We start from the raw sequence: 16,463 nt of genomic DNA, 5'->3' as shown, positions 1-16,463 counted from the left end.
CATGTGGATCCTGAAGCGCACGGCCTTTTACCTGCTGGTCGCGGTCATCGTCTTCGTCGCCGTGTTCCCGTTCTACTACGCCATCGTCACCAGCCTGAAATCGGGGACCGACCTGTTCCGAGCCGATCTGTGGCCGACGACGATCCGTCTTGCCAATTACCGGAATGTGCTGACCGAGGGCAGCTTCGTGCGCAACTTGCTGAACTCGCTGTTCGTCTCCGGCGCGGTGGTTGCGCTTTCGCTGTTGCTCGGCGTCACATCAGCCTATGCGCTGGCACGTATCCGCTTTCGCGGCCGCTCGGCCCTGCTGTTCATCATCCTGTCGGTGTCGATGTTCCCGCAGGTGGCGCTGCTGGCCGGGCTGTTCGAACTGGTCCGCCTGTTCGGCCTCTACAATTCGCTGTTCGCGCTGATCTTCTCCTACATGATCTTCACCTTGCCGTTCACCGTCTGGGTGCTCACCACCTTCGTCCGCGACCTGCCGGTCGAGGTCGAGGAGGCGGCGATCCTAGACGGCGCGACGCCGTGCATCATCATCACGCGGGTCTTCCTGCCGCTGATGTGGCCGGCGCTGGCGACCACCGGCCTGCTGGCTTTCATCGGCGCGTGGAACGAGTTCCTGTTTGCCCTGACCTTCACCTCCAACAACGCACAGCGGACCGTGCCGGTAGCGATCGCGCTGCTCTCCGGCAACTCGCAGTTCGAGATCCCTTGGGGCAACATCATGGCGGCCTCGGTGATCGTCACGGTGCCGCTGGTGGTGCTGGTGCTGATCTTCCAGCGCGAGATCGTTTCCGGCCTCACCGCCGGCGGGGTCAAGGGGTGAGGGGGCGAAACGCTCAGATGTCCGGTGCGTTGCCGATCTTCTTCTTGAGCTCCAGCGCCCAGGCGCGGCCTTCGTCGCCGCCCCACAGCAGCCAGGCAATGTAGCCGGCCGAAGGGTTTTGCTCATTGCCGTAGTTCCTGCCGCGCTTGTCGATCTCGTGGCGGGCGAAATAGCTGACCATGCGGCGAATGGTGGAGGGCGCGAGCTTTTCCCGGTTCTTCAGCTCGGTGGCGCGGGCCACGCCGATCTCGGTGCCGCCGCGGCCGAATTCGCCGCGTAGCCTGAGGCCCTTGGCGGCATTGTCGGCCACCACTTGCGGGCAGCGCAGATCGATCTCGTCGTCGTGCATCTTGTCCCCCGGATCACGCTGCCCGAACAGGTATTACGACATCTCGCCAGGCGCAATGAATGTCGGGACCGATCGCCGCCAAACGTCCTTGGGTCGCAGAGCAACCGCGCCGGGACGCCGGCGCCGCGACTTGAAGGAGCCGATCATGATCACCTTTCCTAACGAATCCGCGAAATACCGCACCGCGCGCGAAAAACTGCTGCGCAAGGAAATCGAGCTGCGCCGCGTCATGGAAGAGGTCGCCGAGGCCCGGCGCGCGCTGCCGCCGGGCGGGCTGATCCGTCAGGACTATGAGTTCGACGGGCTGGATACCGATCGAAGGCCGGCCAAGATTAAGCTTTCGGAGCTGTTCGCGCCGGGCAAGGATACGCTGATCCTCTACAACATGATGTTCCCGCGTCACCCGCAGGAGAAGCGCGATGTGGCGACCAGCGGCGGCACGGCGAAGCTTGCCCGACCGGACCAGCCATGTCCGTCCTGCACGGCATTGCTCGATCAGTTCGACGGCGCCGTCGGGCATCTCCAGGCCGCCGGCTTCAATTTCGCGGTGGTGGGCAAGACCGCGCTCGAAAACCTGGTCACGCTCGGCCGCGACCGGGGCTGGCGCAACATGCGGCTGGTGTCTTCGGCTTCCAACAGCTTCAAGCGCGACTACAATGCGGAGGCGGCCGACGGCTCACAGATCCCGCTGCTGTCGGTGTTCCACCGCGACGGCGACGGCATACGCCATTTCTGGAGCTCGGAACTGGATTTCGCACCGACGGAGCCGGGCAAGGACCCACGCGGCCTTGGTACCTGCGAAACGCTGTGGAACCTGATGGATTTCACGCCTGAAGGCCGCCCGAACTGGAACGAGCAGTTGCAATATGGCGAGGCGTGTTGCCACTGAAAGGCAGCTCTGGTCAGCCGCCGCGTTTTAGTTTTCGGAACATGAGTCCATGGCTGGCTCGAACGAGGGCATCGGCGAGCGTTCGAGTCAGGCACGGATACGGTGGGGCGATTGAGGCGACATGCGCAGGCTTCTTCCTCATGAGCTGCAACCGGAGTGCCCAAGCGACGTTGGATTGTCCGAGGGACAATTCCAACCGGAGACATGCCATGAAAACGCTTACCATCCTGACCGCAGCAGCGTTGCTTGCCGGCGCGCCGGCCTTTGCCCAGTCGAACACGACCGCCACGACCACGCCGCTCGCCACGACGACGAAGGTCGACACTTCGACCTTCATCAAGACGGTGCCGAGCGCCAATGAGTTCGAGATCGAGTCCAGCAAGCTCGCCGAGCAGAAGGCGACCGATGCCGACGTCAAGGCGTTCGCCAAACAGATGATCGCCGATCACACCAAAGCCGGCGAGGAATTCAAGGCGGCGCTTGCCCAGGGCCAGACAACCTCGGCCACAGCGCCGTCCGGTCCGGCCCTGCAGCCCAAGGAGCAGAAGATGCTCGATGAGCTGAAGAGCGCCAGCGGCGATCAGTTCCAGGCGAAATACATCGAAATGCAGACCAACGCGCACAAGGAAGCCGTCGCGCTGTTCAGCGGCTATGCGCAATCCGGCGACGACCCTGCGATGAAGGAATTCGCCAAGAAGACGCTGCCGACGCTGCAGATGCACGAAAAACACGTGAAGGAACTGGCGGCCGCGCATCAGGGGTGAGGGCGGTTCAAGGTCGACGCTCTATGGCGCCCCCCACAGTCCGGCAGGACAGAGGGGGGCGCCGTAGAGCGCTACCATGGAAGCCAGCCCGCTTGGCAAACCAACACCACAATGTGGCCCTGTGCCTCAAGGACGGCACGCCCTATACCGATCAAGGCTGAGCGCTGCTCAGGTCGACCTGATCTGCTCGACCGCGGTCACCAGCAGTTCTTCCATGGCGGTGCGTATCTGGGCATCCGACTGGGCGATGCCTGCCGCGTCGAAATCGGCGCGGACCTTGCGGAACACATCGTTGTCGCCGGCCTCTTCGAAGTCGGCGTGCACCACATCCTTCGCATAGGCGTCGGCGTCCGCACCGGATTTGCCGAGCTGTTCGGCGGCCCACAGGCCGAGCAGCTTGTTGCGGCGCGCCATGGCCCGGAACTTCGTTTCCTCGTCCATCGCGAACTTCTTTTCGAAGCCTTCCTGACGGTCTCTCATGCTGCTCATGGTTTGCCTCGTTTGGATGTGAGTCCGATCTTCAGCCCAGGGGAAGAACGGCCAGGAAGGAGAGAGTGGCGCGCATGGATGTCATTAGCAAGGCAAGGTCGCCGGTGATCGAGCGGCGCCTGGCGGCTTCGCCCGATGTGATTTGACGTTGCCGTGCCGCGTCCTACTCTTCAATCCCTGCGGAACGAACCGAGGAGACGAGCGATGCAGTTCAACGGAATTCGCGGCGTCGCGCTGACGGCGGCCGTGATCCTTGCCGCCGGCACCGCGGCCTATGCCCATCATGGCTGGTCGTGGACGCAGGACGGGTTTTTCGAACTCAGGGGCAAGATCACGGCCATCTATATCGGCAATCCGCACGCCACGCTGGATGTCGATGCCGAGGGCGAGGCCTGGCGGGTGGAGATGGCGCCGCCATCCCGCACGATCGCCGCCGGCTTCACCGAGGAGGTGGCCAAGGTCGGCGACGAGGTGACTGCGATCGGCAACCGCTCGCTCGAGGCGACCGAAAAGCGCATGAAGGCGGTGCGCCTCATCGTCAATGGGAAGACGTATGATGTCTATCCCGACCGTGTGCCGCCCGCCTAGATGACGGAGTTTTTCACCGGCATCGAGCACCTTGCGTTGGCGCGGTGGCTGAAGGGCTCCTTCATTGCCTACCCCATCGTCAATGCGCTCCACATCATATCGATCGGCGCGTTGCTGACCAGCGTCGTTCTCATGGACCTCAGGATCTGCGGCGCTTTCCGCTCGCTGCCGCAAGCGGCGTTCGTGGGGCTGCTGCGCCACATTGCGTTGGCGGCGTTCGCGGGCGCGCTTGTCACAGGCTCGCTGTTGTTTTCGGTCAAAGCGAGCACCTATGCGGCGATGCCGATCTTCCTCGCCAAGATGGCACTCATCCTTGTCGCCGGCGTGAACTTCCTCGTCTTCACCCGCGTTCGCCGCGCCACAGGCCGCGGCGAGCCGGCGGGTGGGACCGCTTTGGCCGTGCTCTCGATTCTGCTGTGGACTTCCGTGCTTTTCGCCGGACGGTTCATCGGTTTTCTCTGATTAGAGCGAGCGCCGGCACTGGCGTTCCGCCAGTGCAGGGATAAGCTCCCTGAAGCACCTGGGTTGTCACCTACAGTTTTTTTGCGAAGAGGACCCCCACCCCTAACCCCTCCCCACAAGGGGGAGGGAGACTTCCGTTGGCGCTGACCTAGGCAAATCGTCTGTCTTTCGGCGCCAAAGAAGAATTTAAAGGCACGCGGCAGCGTTCCCTCCCCCTTGTGGGGAGGGTTAGGGTGGGGGTCCTTCTTCGCAAGAATCCACATGCGATAGCCCTGCCCTTGGGGGGAAGGTTAGGGGGCTCTTCATTAGCGCTAACGCGGCAGCCTGCTGCATACTCAGGGAGAACCACCATGAAGAAAGAAATCATCGAAGTGCCGGTCATGTCGGACAAGGTGCGGGCGCTCGGCCTTCCCTGCTCGACAGCGGTGAGGGCCAACGGCTTCGTGTTCATCTCGGCGACGCCGCCGGTGGACATGGTGACCGGCGAGATGGTGCGCGGCGACATCCAGGTGCAGACCGAGGCGTCGCTGAAGGCGCTGAAACATTGCCTGGAAGCGGCGGGCACCTCGCTGGACAATGTGGTGATGGTGCGCATCTACGCCGTCAATTCCGGCTTCTACAACGCCATCAACGGGGTTTATGCGCGGTATTTCAGCGTGAACCCGCCGGCGCGGAGCTTTGTGCCGGTGGCGTCATGGCCGATGGAGTTTGATATCGAGATCGAGTGCGTGGCGGTGGCGTGAGGGGCAACCCTTAAGCTGATAGCTCTAGAAGCCAAAGTCGATGCCTGGGATCGCAGCCATACGAGTATTCTTGAATAAACCTGGGCAAATGATGTGGTGCCGCCCAATACCTCGCCCCTACGCACTGTTTGACGGCTAAAATGTGTAGTAGCTTCCTCCGTCTACCTGGGGGATGGCTGTGAACCTTATTCAAGAAATTGAAATCGCGTATTTTCGTAGCTTTTATAAAGTTACGTTGTATAGATGCAATCATTTGAATATAATATTTGGGAAGAACGACGTTGGCAAGTCGAATATAGTTCGCGCTTTGAACCTCTTTTTTAACAACAAAACAGATCATATTAATGACTACGATTTTGGCATTGATTTCTCGGATAAGCGCTTAACTGAATCTCAGAATTCGGACGATGTTAGGAAGTTTATACATGTTAAAATTACGTTTGCAACTCCGAAGAATTATCAAAGGTCTCTCGGCGAGCGATTTTATGTGAAGAGGCAGTGGACAGTATCTCGTGGGGATGATTACCACGAAGAGGTTTCGTCGCATATTCGGGAGAATCAAAGACATATCGTTACGAGGTTTATAAACTTATTTAGATTTATTTATATCCCAGCGATAAAAGATCCCACGATATTCCGAAGTCTTCTTTTTAATATATATGAGACATTGTCTGAGTCGGACGAGTTTTTATCGACAGTTGGTGATTTTGCAAGTAGAGTTCAGGGCCTAACGAGCAGTCTTTTTTCGGATCTTCCAAAAGAGATAGCTCATGAAACCAAAATATCTTCCCCCAGTAAAATGGATGAGCTTTTCCAAACCTTAGATTTCGAGACAATCAGTAATGCGGGGGGCATTTCAAAATCGCTCACGACGCAAAGGGGCGATGGCATCAAGGCTCGACATATTCCCGAACTGCTCAACTTTATATCAAAGAGAGATCGATTCCAGTTTCATATATGGGGGTTCGAGGAGCCCGAAAATTCGTTGGATTTCGTAGCTGCTGAGGCAGAAGCTGTTCGGCTCTTGAAGATTTCAGCCGGCGATGGAGTCCAGATATTTACCACCACACATAGCCCATCTTTCTATAACCTAACCTCTGACAAGATAACTAGATTCTACGTCACCAGAGACGGAGAGGGTGGCGATGCAACTATCGTTCAGGGCAAGAATCTCGAACGATTTGATGCTGTGACTGCAATTGGAGAAGGTTTTTATCTGCCGGCTGTGGCTAAAGCTCTCGAATCTTATTCCATACAGCAGCTAGAAATAAATAAGTTCAAGGAGGAAATAGGAAGTATTAGAGATGAATTATTTGAGATAAAGTCTCCTATACTTTTAACAGAAGGCAAAACCGACGAGTTAATTCTTTGTGAGGCTTGGAAGCGCCTAAGAAAATCGAAACAAATATTTCGTATTAAGAGCTGTGATACAAGCGATGGTAGTGGCGGAGGTGCTGCTGGTTCATCTAAGCTGTCGTTGTGTCTGAAGGCAGTCGCCGCTGACAATCCGCATGTTGTCATCGGCTTATTTGATCGCGATGAGAGCGGGGTGAAAGAGTGGAGATTAGATAATAATTTTGTCGCAAACGATCTTTTTTCGGATGTAAAATCTTCGAAGAACGGACGCTCATTCGGAATTCTTATGCCTGTTCCAGATTTTAGAGCTTTATGCGCGACGAATGAAAATCTCCCGATTGAATTCTTGTTTCCCGATCAATACTTATCAGTTGTGGTCGATGGTCGTCGATTAGTACTTACTCCTTTAACAGCCAACAGAAAGTTGGGAAATGAAGTGTTCCGGGTGCCGCTGGCGGGAGGAACAGAAGTGCAGGCAATTGATGAGAGTTCCAAAATGGCCTTTGCGAAGGCCGTTGTACCTCAGCTGCCGGATGAAGCTTTTTCTGCGTTCGATGCGGTGTTCAAAGCCGTCGAGGCCGTTATTTCAGCTACCGAAAGTTCATCGTCAGCGGCACAGCCGCAGATGCGGATGCGCAGAAGTATCAGGGATGTGGCTGGTTGAGCGGATAGCCCTACAGGACCTCACGCAAAATACTCCTGCAGCGGCCTCACCTCGAGGCTCCCCGCCTTCAGCGCCGCGATCGCCTCGGCCACTGCCGCCGCGCCCGACAGCGTCGTGTAATACGGCACCTTCTGCATCAGCGTCGCGCGGCGCAGCGATTTTGAGTCCGACACCGCCTTCTGGCCGTCAGTCGTGTTGAAGACGATCTGGACCTGGCGGTTGCGGATGGCGTCTTCGATGTGGGGGCGGCCTTCCAGGACCTTGTTGATCTTCTCGGCGACGACGCCGTTTTCGGCGAGGAAGCGGGCGGTGCCTGAGGTGGCCAGCACCTTGAAGCCGAGGCCGGCCAGGCGCTTGACCGCCGGCAGGATGCCTTTCTTGTCCTCGTCCCGCACCGAGACGAACAGGGTGCCGGAGCGGGGGAGATCAACACCTGCGCCGAGCTGGCTCTTGGCGAAGGCGAGCGCGAAGTCGCGGTCGAGGCCCATGACCTCGCCGGTCGAGCGCATTTCCGGGCCGAGCAGGATGTCGACACCGGGGAAGCGAGCGAAGGGGAAGACGGCTTCCTTGACCGCGATGTGGCCGGGGTTCCTGGGGTCGGGCATGGCGCCGTAATGGGCGAAGGCGTCTTCCAGCGTCTCGCCGGCCATGATGCGGGCAGCAATTTTCGCAATAGGCCGCCCGATGGTCTTGGCGACGAAGGGCACGGTGCGCGACGCGCGCGGGTTGACCTCCAGCACATAGACGGTGCCGTCCTTGATCGCATACTGCACGTTCATCAGGCCGCCGACATTGAGCGCGCGGGCAAGGGCTGCCGTCTGGCGCTCCAGCTCGTCGACCAGCTCCGAAGGCAGCGAGTGCACCGGCAGCGAGCAGGCACTGTCGCCCGAATGGATGCCGGCCTCCTCGATGTGCTCCAATATGCCGGAGACGAAGGTCGACTTGCCGTCGCAGAGGCAGTCGACATCGACCTCGATGGCGCCAGAGAGATAGGTGTCGAACAGCAGCGGGTTCTTGCCCAGCAGCGTGTTGATCTGGCCGGTCTTGTCGTTGGGGTACTTCTGCTTGATGTCCTCCGGCACCAGGCCGGGCACGGTGTCGAGCAGATAGGTCTGCAGCATGCCCTCGTCATGGATGATCTGCATGGCGCGGCCACCCAGCACATAGGACGGGCGCACCACCAGCGGGAAGCCGAGCTCGCCGGCGACGAGGCGGGCCTGCTCGACCGAATAGGCGATGCCGTTCTTCGGCTGGGTGAGGCCGAGCTTGTGCAGCAGCTTCTGGAAACGGTCGCGGTCTTCGGCGAGATCGATCATGTCGGGCGAGGTGCCGAGGATGGGGATGCCGGCCTTTTCCAGCGCATCGGCCAGCTTCAGCGGCGTCTGGCCGCCGAACTGGACGATGACGCCGACCAGTTCGCCAGAGGCCTGCTCGGCGCGCAGGATCTCCAGCACGTCTTCCGCCGTCAGCGGCTCGAAATAGAGCCGGTCCGACGTGTCGTAGTCGGTCGACACGGTCTCCGGGTTGCAGTTGATCATGATCGCTTCATAGCCGGCGTCGCGTAGCGCGAAGGCCGCATGGCAGCAGCAATAGTCGAACTCGATGCCCTGGCCGATGCGGTTCGGCCCGCCACCAAGGATGACGACTTTCTTGCGCGACGAGACCTGCGCCTCGTTGGCCAGCGCGCCGGCAAACGGCACTTCATAGGTCGAGTACATGTAGGCGGTCGGCGAGGCGAACTCGGCCGCACAGGTGTCGATGCGCTTATAAACTGGATGAACGTCGAGCTTTTCGCGAATCTTCGCAATCACTTCGACGTCTGTTCTCGTCAATGACGCGAGGCGGGCGTCCGAGAAACCCATCGCTTTCAGCATGCGCAGATTGACGGCGTCCTCGGGGATGCCGTGCTCGCGGATGCGGGCTTCCATGGCGACGATGCCGGCGATCTGTTCGAGGAACCACGGGTCGATCTTGCACATGGCGTGCACGTCTTCCAGCGAGGTGCCCATACGGATCGCCTGCGCCACCATGCGCAGCCGGTCGGGCGTCGGCGTGCCGAGGGCTGCACGGATGGCGTTGCGATCGTCGGCATGGCTGGCGGCGCCGTAGCCGAGGCCGGGGATCTCGATTTCGTCGAGGCCGGTGAGGCCGGTCTCCAGTCCGCGCAGCGCCTTCTGCAGCGATTCCTGGAAGGTGCGGCCGATGGCCATGACTTCGCCGACCGACTTCATGGCGGTGGTCAGCACCGGCTCGGCGCCGGGGAATTTCTCGAAGGCAAAGCGCGGGATCTTGGTGACGACGTAATCGATCGACGGCTCGAAGGAGGCGGGCGTGGCGCCGCCGGTGATGTCGTTCTCCAACTCGTCCAGCGTGTAGCCGACAGCGAGTTTTGCGGCGATCTTGGCGATCGGGAAACCGGTCGCCTTGGAGGCAAGGGCGGACGAGCGCGAGACGCGCGGGTTCATCTCGATGACCACCAGGCGGCCGTCGGCCGGGTTGACGGCGAACTGCACGTTGGAGCCGCCGGTCTCGACGCCGATCTCGCGCAGCACCGCGATCGAGGCGTTGCGCATCATCTGGTATTCCTTGTCGGTCAAGGTCAGGGCCGGAGCGACGGTGATCGAGTCGCCCGTGTGCACCCCCATCGGGTCGATGTTCTCGATCGAGCAGACGATGATGCAATTGTCCGCCTTGTCGCGGACGACCTCCATCTCATACTCCTTCCAGCCGAGCACACTCTCCTCGATCAGCACTTCGGTGGTCGGCGAGGCGTCGAGGCCGGACTGGACGATCTCGTAGAATTCGGCGCGGTTGTAGGCGATGCCGCCGCCGGTGCCGCCCATGGTGAAGGACGGGCGGATGATGGCGGGCAGGCCGACATGGTCGAGCGCCTGCGCGGCGATCGCCATGCCATGGCTGATGTAGCGCTGCTTGCGGTCGCCTTCGCCGAGGTTCCAGCGGGTTTCCAGCGCGTCGAGCGCGGCGTCGAGATCGGCCGGGGCCTCGGCCTTGACGGCGGCGCGCTCGGCTTCATGCGTCTTGCGGTCGGTGTTCTTGACGTCGGTGGCGTTGGCCAGCATCGACTTCGGCGTTTCCAGCCCGATCTTCTTCATCGCCTCGCGAAACAGAGCGCGGTCCTCGGCCTTGTCGATGGCCGTGGCGTCGGCGCCGATCATCTCGACATTGTAGCGCTCGAGCACACCCATGCGGCGCAGCGACAAAGCGGTGTTGAGCGCGGTCTGGCCACCCATGGTCGGCAGCAGCGCGTCGGGCCGCTCCTTGGCGATGATCTTGGCGACCACTTCAGGCGTGATCGGCTCGATATAGGTGGCGTCGGCCAGTTCCGGATCGGTCATGATGGTGGCCGGGTTGGAATTGACCAGGATGACGCGGAAGCCTTCCTCCTTCAGCGCCTTGCACGCCTGGGTGCCGGAATAGTCGAACTCGCAGGCCTGGCCGATGACGATGGGGCCGGCCCCGATGATCAGGATCGACTTGATGTCAGTGCGTCTTGGCATGTCAAAGGTCCGTTCGGCGGGCGGCTTGCACAAAAAACCGGGACGGGAAGACCCGGCCGGTTGTGCTCGCGATTCTGGTATCAGGCTAGGAGGGCCTTATAGGGAAGAGTTTTGACTGATGTAACCCCGAAAATGCGAGGTAGGGGAGTAGGGGAATAGGGGAATAGGGGAATAGGGGAATAGGGGAATAGGGGAATAGGGGAATAGGGGAATAGGGTGTGGGTTCGAGGGAATTCCAAACATACTCCCTTATTCCCCTACTCCCCTAAATTCTAATTCCCCAGCGCCAGCTGATCCGTAATCTCAAACCGCTCGGCCTCGCCGATGCGTATCATGTTGAGGCTGCCCTCCCGAGTGAAGCGGAAATTGCCGTCCGCGTCGGAACCGGCCGGCTGGCCGGCACGGAAGGAGATGATGCGCGTGCCGCCATCGGGCCAGGTCACAGTGATGTTCGCCTTGTCGGCGGTGTGCACCACGCTGACCTTGCAGCGCTCCATTGGTTGGCCGACATAGCGGGCGCAGGGAATCTCGGGGCCAGAAGCCGGCGTCGGAACGGAATCAAGCGGGACGTCAGGCGCCGCCAGCGCCAGTACATACGCATCCTGCATCGCGGCGCGGCCGATTTCCGCGGCCGATTTCGGCGTGCTTTCGGCAGCCGGACCGGCGCCGCCAAGCCGCGCTGTCAGGTCGGGCGGTGCGACCGGCGCGCTATTGGTGGCCTGCGATTGATCCGGCGCCGAGGCCTGCCCGGCCTCATTGGCGCTGCCGGTGGAGGCAACCACCGGCGCATCGGCCGGTCTTGTCTCGCCTTCGACATAAGGGGCCGGATTGAGGGGAATGAGATAGCGCGCCGGCGCCCAGCCGCTCAGCTTCTCCTTGCCCGTGCTCTCGATCTTGCACCATTTGTAGCCGTTGATGTCGTTGCAGCCGAGATTGGTGACCATGTCGCCGCTGCTCAGCCGCGCCTCGACCGTGGCGACCGGCGATGCGGTGGTGCGGACCTTGAGAAGGTCGTCCGGCGCCAGGCCGGTGACGACGGAGATGACGAGGTCCGGCGCCTCTTGGGCCATCTCTTCAGCCATAGCGGGGGCAATCACCGGCCACGCCGTCATCAACAGCGGAGCAGCAATCAGCGCATGCAGGGTTGTTCGGAGCGTGACTGTGCGCCTCATCGTTTGGCCGTGCGCTGACATCATGCCGCGGCGGATCGAGCCCGCCGCAAGCCCGGCCGGTTTTATAAGGGACGCCGCGGCGCCATGTAAGCCCGAAAATTCGGCTCGCCGTTCCGCCGGTCCCAACCCGGCCCGCCAGGCCGTGAGCCTACTCAGCCGGGCATGAACGCAAGAGCGTTCAGCCGGGCAGGGGCATGAACCCTGTTCTGAGCGCGTGAGCCCATTCCGGCCGGCCCGCCTGTTCGGCTTGCCTGGCGGCCGCCTCGTGGTCGTAGTCGACGGCGATGGCCTCGAAGCGGTCGGACTGGCCGTTGCTGCCCAAGGTGACGATGCCGTAGCGCGCATGCGGCGAGCCCTGCTCGGAGACATGCGCCGGCGGTGTGGAATCGTCATAGGCGGGGCAGCCGATGCTGCCCGGGTTGAAAATGACGGGACCATCGGGGACGCGGATCAGTTCCGCGCGGTGGCTGTGGCCGCACAGCGCGATGCGGCAAGCCGGGTCGAGCGCCTTCAGCCGCCGCCGGATCGCCGTCAGCGGCGCACGCACCAGCTGGCCATTGACGATGGTATCGGCGAGATATTTCTCGTCATGGTCGGGACGGGCGTGGAAAGCGATGATTCCGGGTGCGATCTCCAGCGTCAGCGGCTGGGCGAAAAGCATCTGGCGCTGCGTCTCGGTCAGCCGCTCCTGCGCATAGGCGTCGGAGGGCCACATGGTGTCATCAGCGGGGTCGGCGGCGACACGGCGGTCGTGGTTGCCGCGCACTGTCGGCAGGTTCAGCGCCTCCAACCGCGCAAACGTCTCGCGCGGCCAGAGCGGGCCGGAAACGCTGTCACCCAGGTTGACGGTCAGGTCGGCGCCGCCGCGCCGGCGCAGATCATCGAGCACAGCGTCGAGTGCCAGGACGTTGCCGTGGATATCGGCCAGTACGGCAATGCGCATAGGGGGAGGCTCCGTGGGTTGGCGGCCCCGTTTTACGGCAGGGCTATCGCATATGGGAAGCCGAGGCTTCTGCTCTACGATGTACCCCACCTGACTCGCGCCTTTCCTCTCCCCCGTCGCTCTCCCCCCTCCGGAGGGAGAGGAAGGGAGCCAAGGTTGGCGAAGTCGCGCCTTCCCTCTCCTCCGTCGACGATAGAAGCTCGACGGAGTGGGGGCCATCTTCGTAAGAATTCATATGCGAGCTCTGCGTTTCATCGTGCGAGGAAACAGCCTACGCGTGCACTTCGATGTCGTGGCCGCCGACCGCCGGCACTGCCGGATCGTCGCCGGCGGCGGCGATGACGCTGTCGAGCAGGCCGGGGAAGCGGGCGTCGAGATCGGCGCGGCGCAGTGTGATCATGCGGTTGGTGCCGACCACCTCGGCACGGGTGACGCCGGCCTCGCGCAGTTTGGCGAGGTGGTAGCTCAGATTGGTCTTCGAGCCGAAATCCAGGAACTGGCTGCAGTTCAGCGGCACGCCTTGCTTGCTGGCGAGATAGCGCACGATGGCGAGCCGGGTCGGATCGCCGAGCACGCCAAGCACGATCGGCAGGCTGATCTGGTCCGTATTGGGGTGTGGCAAGGTCATGGCTCGAAACTAAGCACAGTCGGGTCCGATTTCAACGCATCCATCATTGTTGGCCCGCACGCGGCCTTTCTCCGTCTCGCGCCGACCTGTGCTGACACAGGGCTGTCAGGAAGGTTCAGCTATTTTTCCCTGGCTTCATTGACATGATGCCCTATTATGTCCAATTGTTCAATAACTTTTGAACTAAGGACATCCCGCCATGGACAAGCGCCTTTTCTGGCTAGCGCTCGGATCGTTTACGATCTCGACCGAAGGCTTCGTCATCTCCAGCCTTCTGCCCGACATCGCGGCGGATGCCGGCATCTCCATTCCGCTGGCCGGCACGCTGATCACCGCCTTTGCGCTCGCCTATGCGATCGGCACGCCGATCCTGGCGACGCTGACAGGCGAATGGGACCGGCGCCGCGTCATCCTGTGGACGCTGGTGTTCTTCGTGCTCGGCAACATCGCCGCTGCCTTGAGTTCCTCCTTCGAACTGCTGCTGATCGCGCGCATCGTCATGGCGCTGTCGTCGGGCCTGTTCGCCGCAACCGCGCAAGGCACCGCGGTGGCGCTGGTCGATGACCATCACCGGGCGCGTGCCATCGCCGTCGTCGTCGGCGGAACCACGGTGGCCGTTGCACTGGGTGCGCCACTGGGCGCGCTCGTTGCCACCGTTGCCGGCTGGCGCGGCACCTTTTTTGCCATCGCCGGCCTTGGCGCGCTTGCAGGCGCGATCCTGTGGTACCGGCTGCCGCGGGGCATCGTTGGCACCAGGCTGCCCTTGAAGCGCAGGCTGGCGGCAGCGCTGCGTCCCGGCGTGATGCCGATCCTGTTGACGACGGTGCTGGCGCTGATCGGCGCCTTCACCGTCTTTGCCTATGTCGCGCCGCTTGCCATCGAGGGCGGCGGTCTCAGCCAGATCGCGCTGCCCGGCATGCTGCTCGCCTTCGGCGTCGGCGCCGTCATCGGCAACATTGGCGGCGGCCAGGCCGCCGACCGGTTCGGCGCGACCCGCACCGTCGGCTGGTCGTTGGCGCTGAGCGCCGGCATGCTGGTCCTGCTGTCGGTCATCCCGACCTTTCTGCCGCCGCATATTGCCGGACCGGCGCTGATGGCGATGATGGTGCCGTGGGGCATCGTCGGCTGGGCCTTCCCGCCGGCGCAGGCCAGCCGCATCATCAAGCTGGCGCCCGATGCCGCCCCGATCGTGCTGTCGCTCAATGCCTCGGCGCTCTATCTGGGCGTCGCACTCGGCGCGGTGGTGGGCGGTGCCGTGCTGCGCTACGGCGCGCCGGCCGATCTCGGCCTGATCGCCGCGATCTTCCCGATCGTCGGGCTTGGCATCGTGGTGGCCGGCCGCCGGGCGGCTCGGCCTGTAGAGATGCCTGCCGAGTAATCTCTTTGAAAGCCGTCGGCCGGCTCAGCTGGCCGGGGGCAGATCAAAATCCAGCGCGGCGATGTCATCCAGCGCCGCGCGCAGCTTTTCAGCCTTGTCCCTGCCGACGACATCCTCGAAACGCTGCTGGGCGATTTGCCACAGCTTCATCGCTGCCTCGAGCTTGGCCAACCCTTGCGGCGTCAGCCGCACACGCTTGACGCGGCGGTCCTCCGGATCGGCGAAAGTCTCGACATAGCCGTCGCGGATCAGTGGTTTCAGCGTATGGCCGAGCGCCGACAGGTCCATGATCAGCGACGTGGCGATAGCCCCCATCGCCGGCTCGGCGCCGATATGGATCTGGTAGAGCAGGCCCTGCTGCGTCGCCTTGAGGCCTGACGGCTCCACCACATCATCATAAAACTTGCCGAGCTTGCGCGCCGCACGGCGCAGCGCGGCGTTGTTGCAGAGCGTGAGGCCGGGCAAGCTGTCCTTTGACATGATGGTCCTTGGCGCCGGCGAATGAGGCCCGGCTGCTACCCTCAAATAATCCTCGTCCGTATCATTGACAAGATAGTGGCATATGCCTACTTCACGATTAGTGGCATATGCCACTAATTCAAATCAAGCGGCTTTCCGGCAGCGCGGCAGATGCCACGGCGCCGGATCAGTCGAAGCGAACCAGATCAGTCGAAGAAGGAACAGGACAATGAGTGGACAGGGCAACAAGGGCACGGCGGTCGTCACCGGTGCTTCGTCGGGCATCGGCGCGGTCTATGCCGACCGGCTGGCGGGGCAGGGCTACGATCTGGTGCTGGTGGCGCGGCGCGCCGACCGGCTGGAGGAACTGGCCGGGAAGCTGCGCCAGACCTATAGCCGCAAGGTCAGCGTGATCAGCGCCGACCTCTCCAACGACGACGACGTCCGCCGCGTCGAGCAGGCGATCGCCAGCGACGACAGCGTGACGCTGCTGGTCAACAATGCCGGCCTTGGCGGCCAGTCCGTGGTGGCAACCGCCGATGCGGACGCTGCCGAACGCATGATCAAGGTCAATGTCATCGCCCTGACGCGGCTGACCCGTGCCGTGCTGCCGGGGTTTTTGGCGCGCAACCGAGGTGCGGTCGTCAACATCGCCTCGGTGCTCGCCTATGAGACCTCGTTCGGCGGCATCTACAGCGGCACCAAGGCCTATGTCGTCAACTTCACCGAGGCTCTGCACCGCGAGGTCGCGGGTACGGAGGTGAAGGTGCAGGTGGTGCTGCCGGGCGCGACACGGACCGATTTCTGGGAGCTTGCCGGCAGCGATATCGACCAGCTTCCGAAGGAAATCATCATGACGGCCGACGATATGGTCGATGCGGCCCTTGTCGGCCTTGCCAGGGGTGAAGCCGTCACCGTGCCGGCGCTCGCCGAGCCGGCCAAGCTGGACATTTTCCTCGGTGCCCGGCAGGCCTTCTACGGCAGCCTGCACGCCGACAAGCCGGCGGCCCGCTACGCGGCTTGAGGGTTTCGAGGCCGATAGCAGAAACTGGGTTCCTCGCCCCCACGAATGTGGGGGAGAGGTGGCTCGGCGAAGCCGAGACGGAGAGGGGGACTGGCTCGACGGAGATCAAGTTTCAAGAAGTATCCGCCCTACGAAGCCCCCTCTCCGACCGCTTCGCGGCCACCTCTCCCCCGCGTTGCGGGGGCGAGGAACCCAGGTTCTGCAAGGCCGC

General features: G+C 62.1%; 16 protein-coding genes. 9 read left to right on the top strand and 7 right to left on the bottom strand.

Annotated elements, in window-relative coordinates; translation table 11 throughout:
- The first annotated feature begins 1 nt into the window (after nucleotide 1).
- A complete protein-coding gene (locus NKH95_RS24435; protein ID WP_352893462.1) occupies nucleotides 2–826 on the top strand; it encodes a carbohydrate ABC transporter permease in 825 nt (274 codons plus the stop codon).
- A gap of 13 nt (nucleotides 827–839) precedes the next feature.
- On the opposite strand, the gene NKH95_RS24430 is transcribed toward NKH95_RS24435, so the two are convergent.
- Nucleotides 840–1,175: a hypothetical protein gene (locus NKH95_RS24430; protein ID WP_023809714.1), complete on the bottom strand. Its 336-nt coding sequence runs from the start codon at nucleotides 1,173–1,175 to the stop codon at nucleotides 840–842.
- Nucleotides 1,176–1,320: 145 nt separating this feature from the next.
- Here NKH95_RS24430 and NKH95_RS24425 point away from each other — a divergent pair, with 145 nt between their 5' ends.
- Both NKH95_RS24425 and NKH95_RS24420 read left to right on the top strand, forming a co-directional pair.
- Nucleotides 1,321–2,064, top strand: a complete 744-nt coding sequence (locus tag NKH95_RS24425; protein WP_352893460.1) for a DUF899 family protein — start codon at nucleotides 1,321–1,323, stop codon at nucleotides 2,062–2,064.
- A gap of 209 nt (nucleotides 2,065–2,273) precedes the next feature.
- On the top strand, nucleotides 2,274–2,828 hold the full coding sequence (locus tag NKH95_RS24420) for a DUF4142 domain-containing protein (protein WP_352440425.1): 555 nt from the start codon (nucleotides 2,274–2,276) through the stop codon (nucleotides 2,826–2,828).
- Between the two features lie 168 nt (nucleotides 2,829–2,996).
- Here NKH95_RS24420 and NKH95_RS24415 read toward each other — a convergent pair whose 3' ends face one another.
- The gene (locus NKH95_RS24415; RefSeq protein ID WP_127295081.1) at nucleotides 2,997–3,317 is read right to left on the bottom strand and encodes a DUF1476 domain-containing protein; all 321 of its coding nucleotides are present in this window, start codon (nucleotides 3,315–3,317) and stop codon (nucleotides 2,997–2,999) included.
- Nucleotides 3,318–3,521: 204 nt separating this feature from the next.
- Between NKH95_RS24415 and NKH95_RS24410 the strand changes: the two genes are divergently transcribed.
- From NKH95_RS24410 to NKH95_RS24395, 4 genes are all read left to right on the top strand, one after another.
- Nucleotides 3,522–3,905, top strand: coding sequence for a DUF6152 family protein (locus NKH95_RS24410; protein ID WP_352440426.1), 384 nt, complete (start codon nucleotides 3,522–3,524; stop codon nucleotides 3,903–3,905).
- Nucleotides 3,906–4,367 (top strand): DUF6644 family protein, encoded by a 462-nt coding sequence (locus NKH95_RS24405; protein ID WP_352893458.1) that lies wholly within the window; start codon nucleotides 3,906–3,908, stop codon nucleotides 4,365–4,367. It begins immediately after the preceding gene.
- A gap of 350 nt (nucleotides 4,368–4,717) precedes the next feature.
- Nucleotides 4,718–5,110 carry a Rid family hydrolase gene (locus NKH95_RS24400; RefSeq protein WP_352795980.1) on the top strand — a complete coding sequence of 131 codons (393 nt, stop codon included), beginning with the start codon at nucleotides 4,718–4,720 and terminating at the stop codon, nucleotides 5,108–5,110.
- 178 nt (nucleotides 5,111–5,288) lie between these two features.
- Nucleotides 5,289–7,130 carry an ATP-dependent nuclease gene (locus tag NKH95_RS24395; protein ID WP_352893456.1) on the top strand — a complete coding sequence of 614 codons (1,842 nt, stop codon included), beginning with the start codon at nucleotides 5,289–5,291 and terminating at the stop codon, nucleotides 7,128–7,130.
- A gap of 20 nt (nucleotides 7,131–7,150) precedes the next feature.
- Here the strand turns inward: NKH95_RS24395 and carB are convergent, their stop codons facing one another.
- From carB to NKH95_RS24375, 4 genes are all read right to left on the bottom strand, one after another.
- Complete coding sequence (gene carB / locus NKH95_RS24390; protein WP_352893454.1) at nucleotides 7,151–10,648, bottom strand: carbamoyl-phosphate synthase large subunit; 3,498 nt, start codon at nucleotides 10,646–10,648, stop codon at nucleotides 7,151–7,153.
- Nucleotides 10,649–10,920: 272 nt separating this feature from the next.
- Nucleotides 10,921–11,820: an SH3 domain-containing protein gene (locus NKH95_RS24385; RefSeq protein ID WP_352792997.1), complete on the bottom strand. Its 900-nt coding sequence runs from the start codon at nucleotides 11,818–11,820 to the stop codon at nucleotides 10,921–10,923.
- 178 nt (nucleotides 11,821–11,998) lie between these two features.
- The gene (locus NKH95_RS24380; protein WP_128305504.1) at nucleotides 11,999–12,763 is read right to left on the bottom strand and encodes a metallophosphoesterase family protein; all 765 of its coding nucleotides are present in this window, start codon (nucleotides 12,761–12,763) and stop codon (nucleotides 11,999–12,001) included.
- A gap of 271 nt (nucleotides 12,764–13,034) precedes the next feature.
- Nucleotides 13,035–13,391 carry an ArsR/SmtB family transcription factor gene (locus NKH95_RS24375; RefSeq protein ID WP_128305503.1) on the bottom strand — a complete coding sequence of 119 codons (357 nt, stop codon included), beginning with the start codon at nucleotides 13,389–13,391 and terminating at the stop codon, nucleotides 13,035–13,037.
- 199 nt (nucleotides 13,392–13,590) lie between these two features.
- Between NKH95_RS24375 and NKH95_RS24370 the strand changes: the two genes are divergently transcribed.
- Nucleotides 13,591–14,769 (top strand): MFS transporter, encoded by a 1,179-nt coding sequence (locus tag NKH95_RS24370; RefSeq protein ID WP_128305502.1) that lies wholly within the window; start codon nucleotides 13,591–13,593, stop codon nucleotides 14,767–14,769.
- A gap of 24 nt (nucleotides 14,770–14,793) precedes the next feature.
- Here NKH95_RS24370 and NKH95_RS24365 read toward each other — a convergent pair whose 3' ends face one another.
- Nucleotides 14,794–15,249 (bottom strand): MarR family winged helix-turn-helix transcriptional regulator, encoded by a 456-nt coding sequence (locus NKH95_RS24365; protein ID WP_352440436.1) that lies wholly within the window; start codon nucleotides 15,247–15,249, stop codon nucleotides 14,794–14,796.
- Between the two features lie 208 nt (nucleotides 15,250–15,457).
- Between NKH95_RS24365 and NKH95_RS24360 the strand changes: the two genes are divergently transcribed.
- Nucleotides 15,458–16,252: an SDR family NAD(P)-dependent oxidoreductase gene (locus tag NKH95_RS24360; protein WP_128305500.1), complete on the top strand. Its 795-nt coding sequence runs from the start codon at nucleotides 15,458–15,460 to the stop codon at nucleotides 16,250–16,252.
- The last annotated feature ends 211 nt before the right edge of the window (nucleotides 16,253–16,463 follow it).

The organism is Mesorhizobium sp. M0848, from assembly GCF_040319805.1.
Lineage (GTDB): Bacteria > Pseudomonadota > Alphaproteobacteria > Rhizobiales > Rhizobiaceae > Mesorhizobium.
The sequence above is the reverse complement of the archived record's forward strand: the minus strand, read 5'-3'. Positions and strand labels throughout refer to the sequence as shown.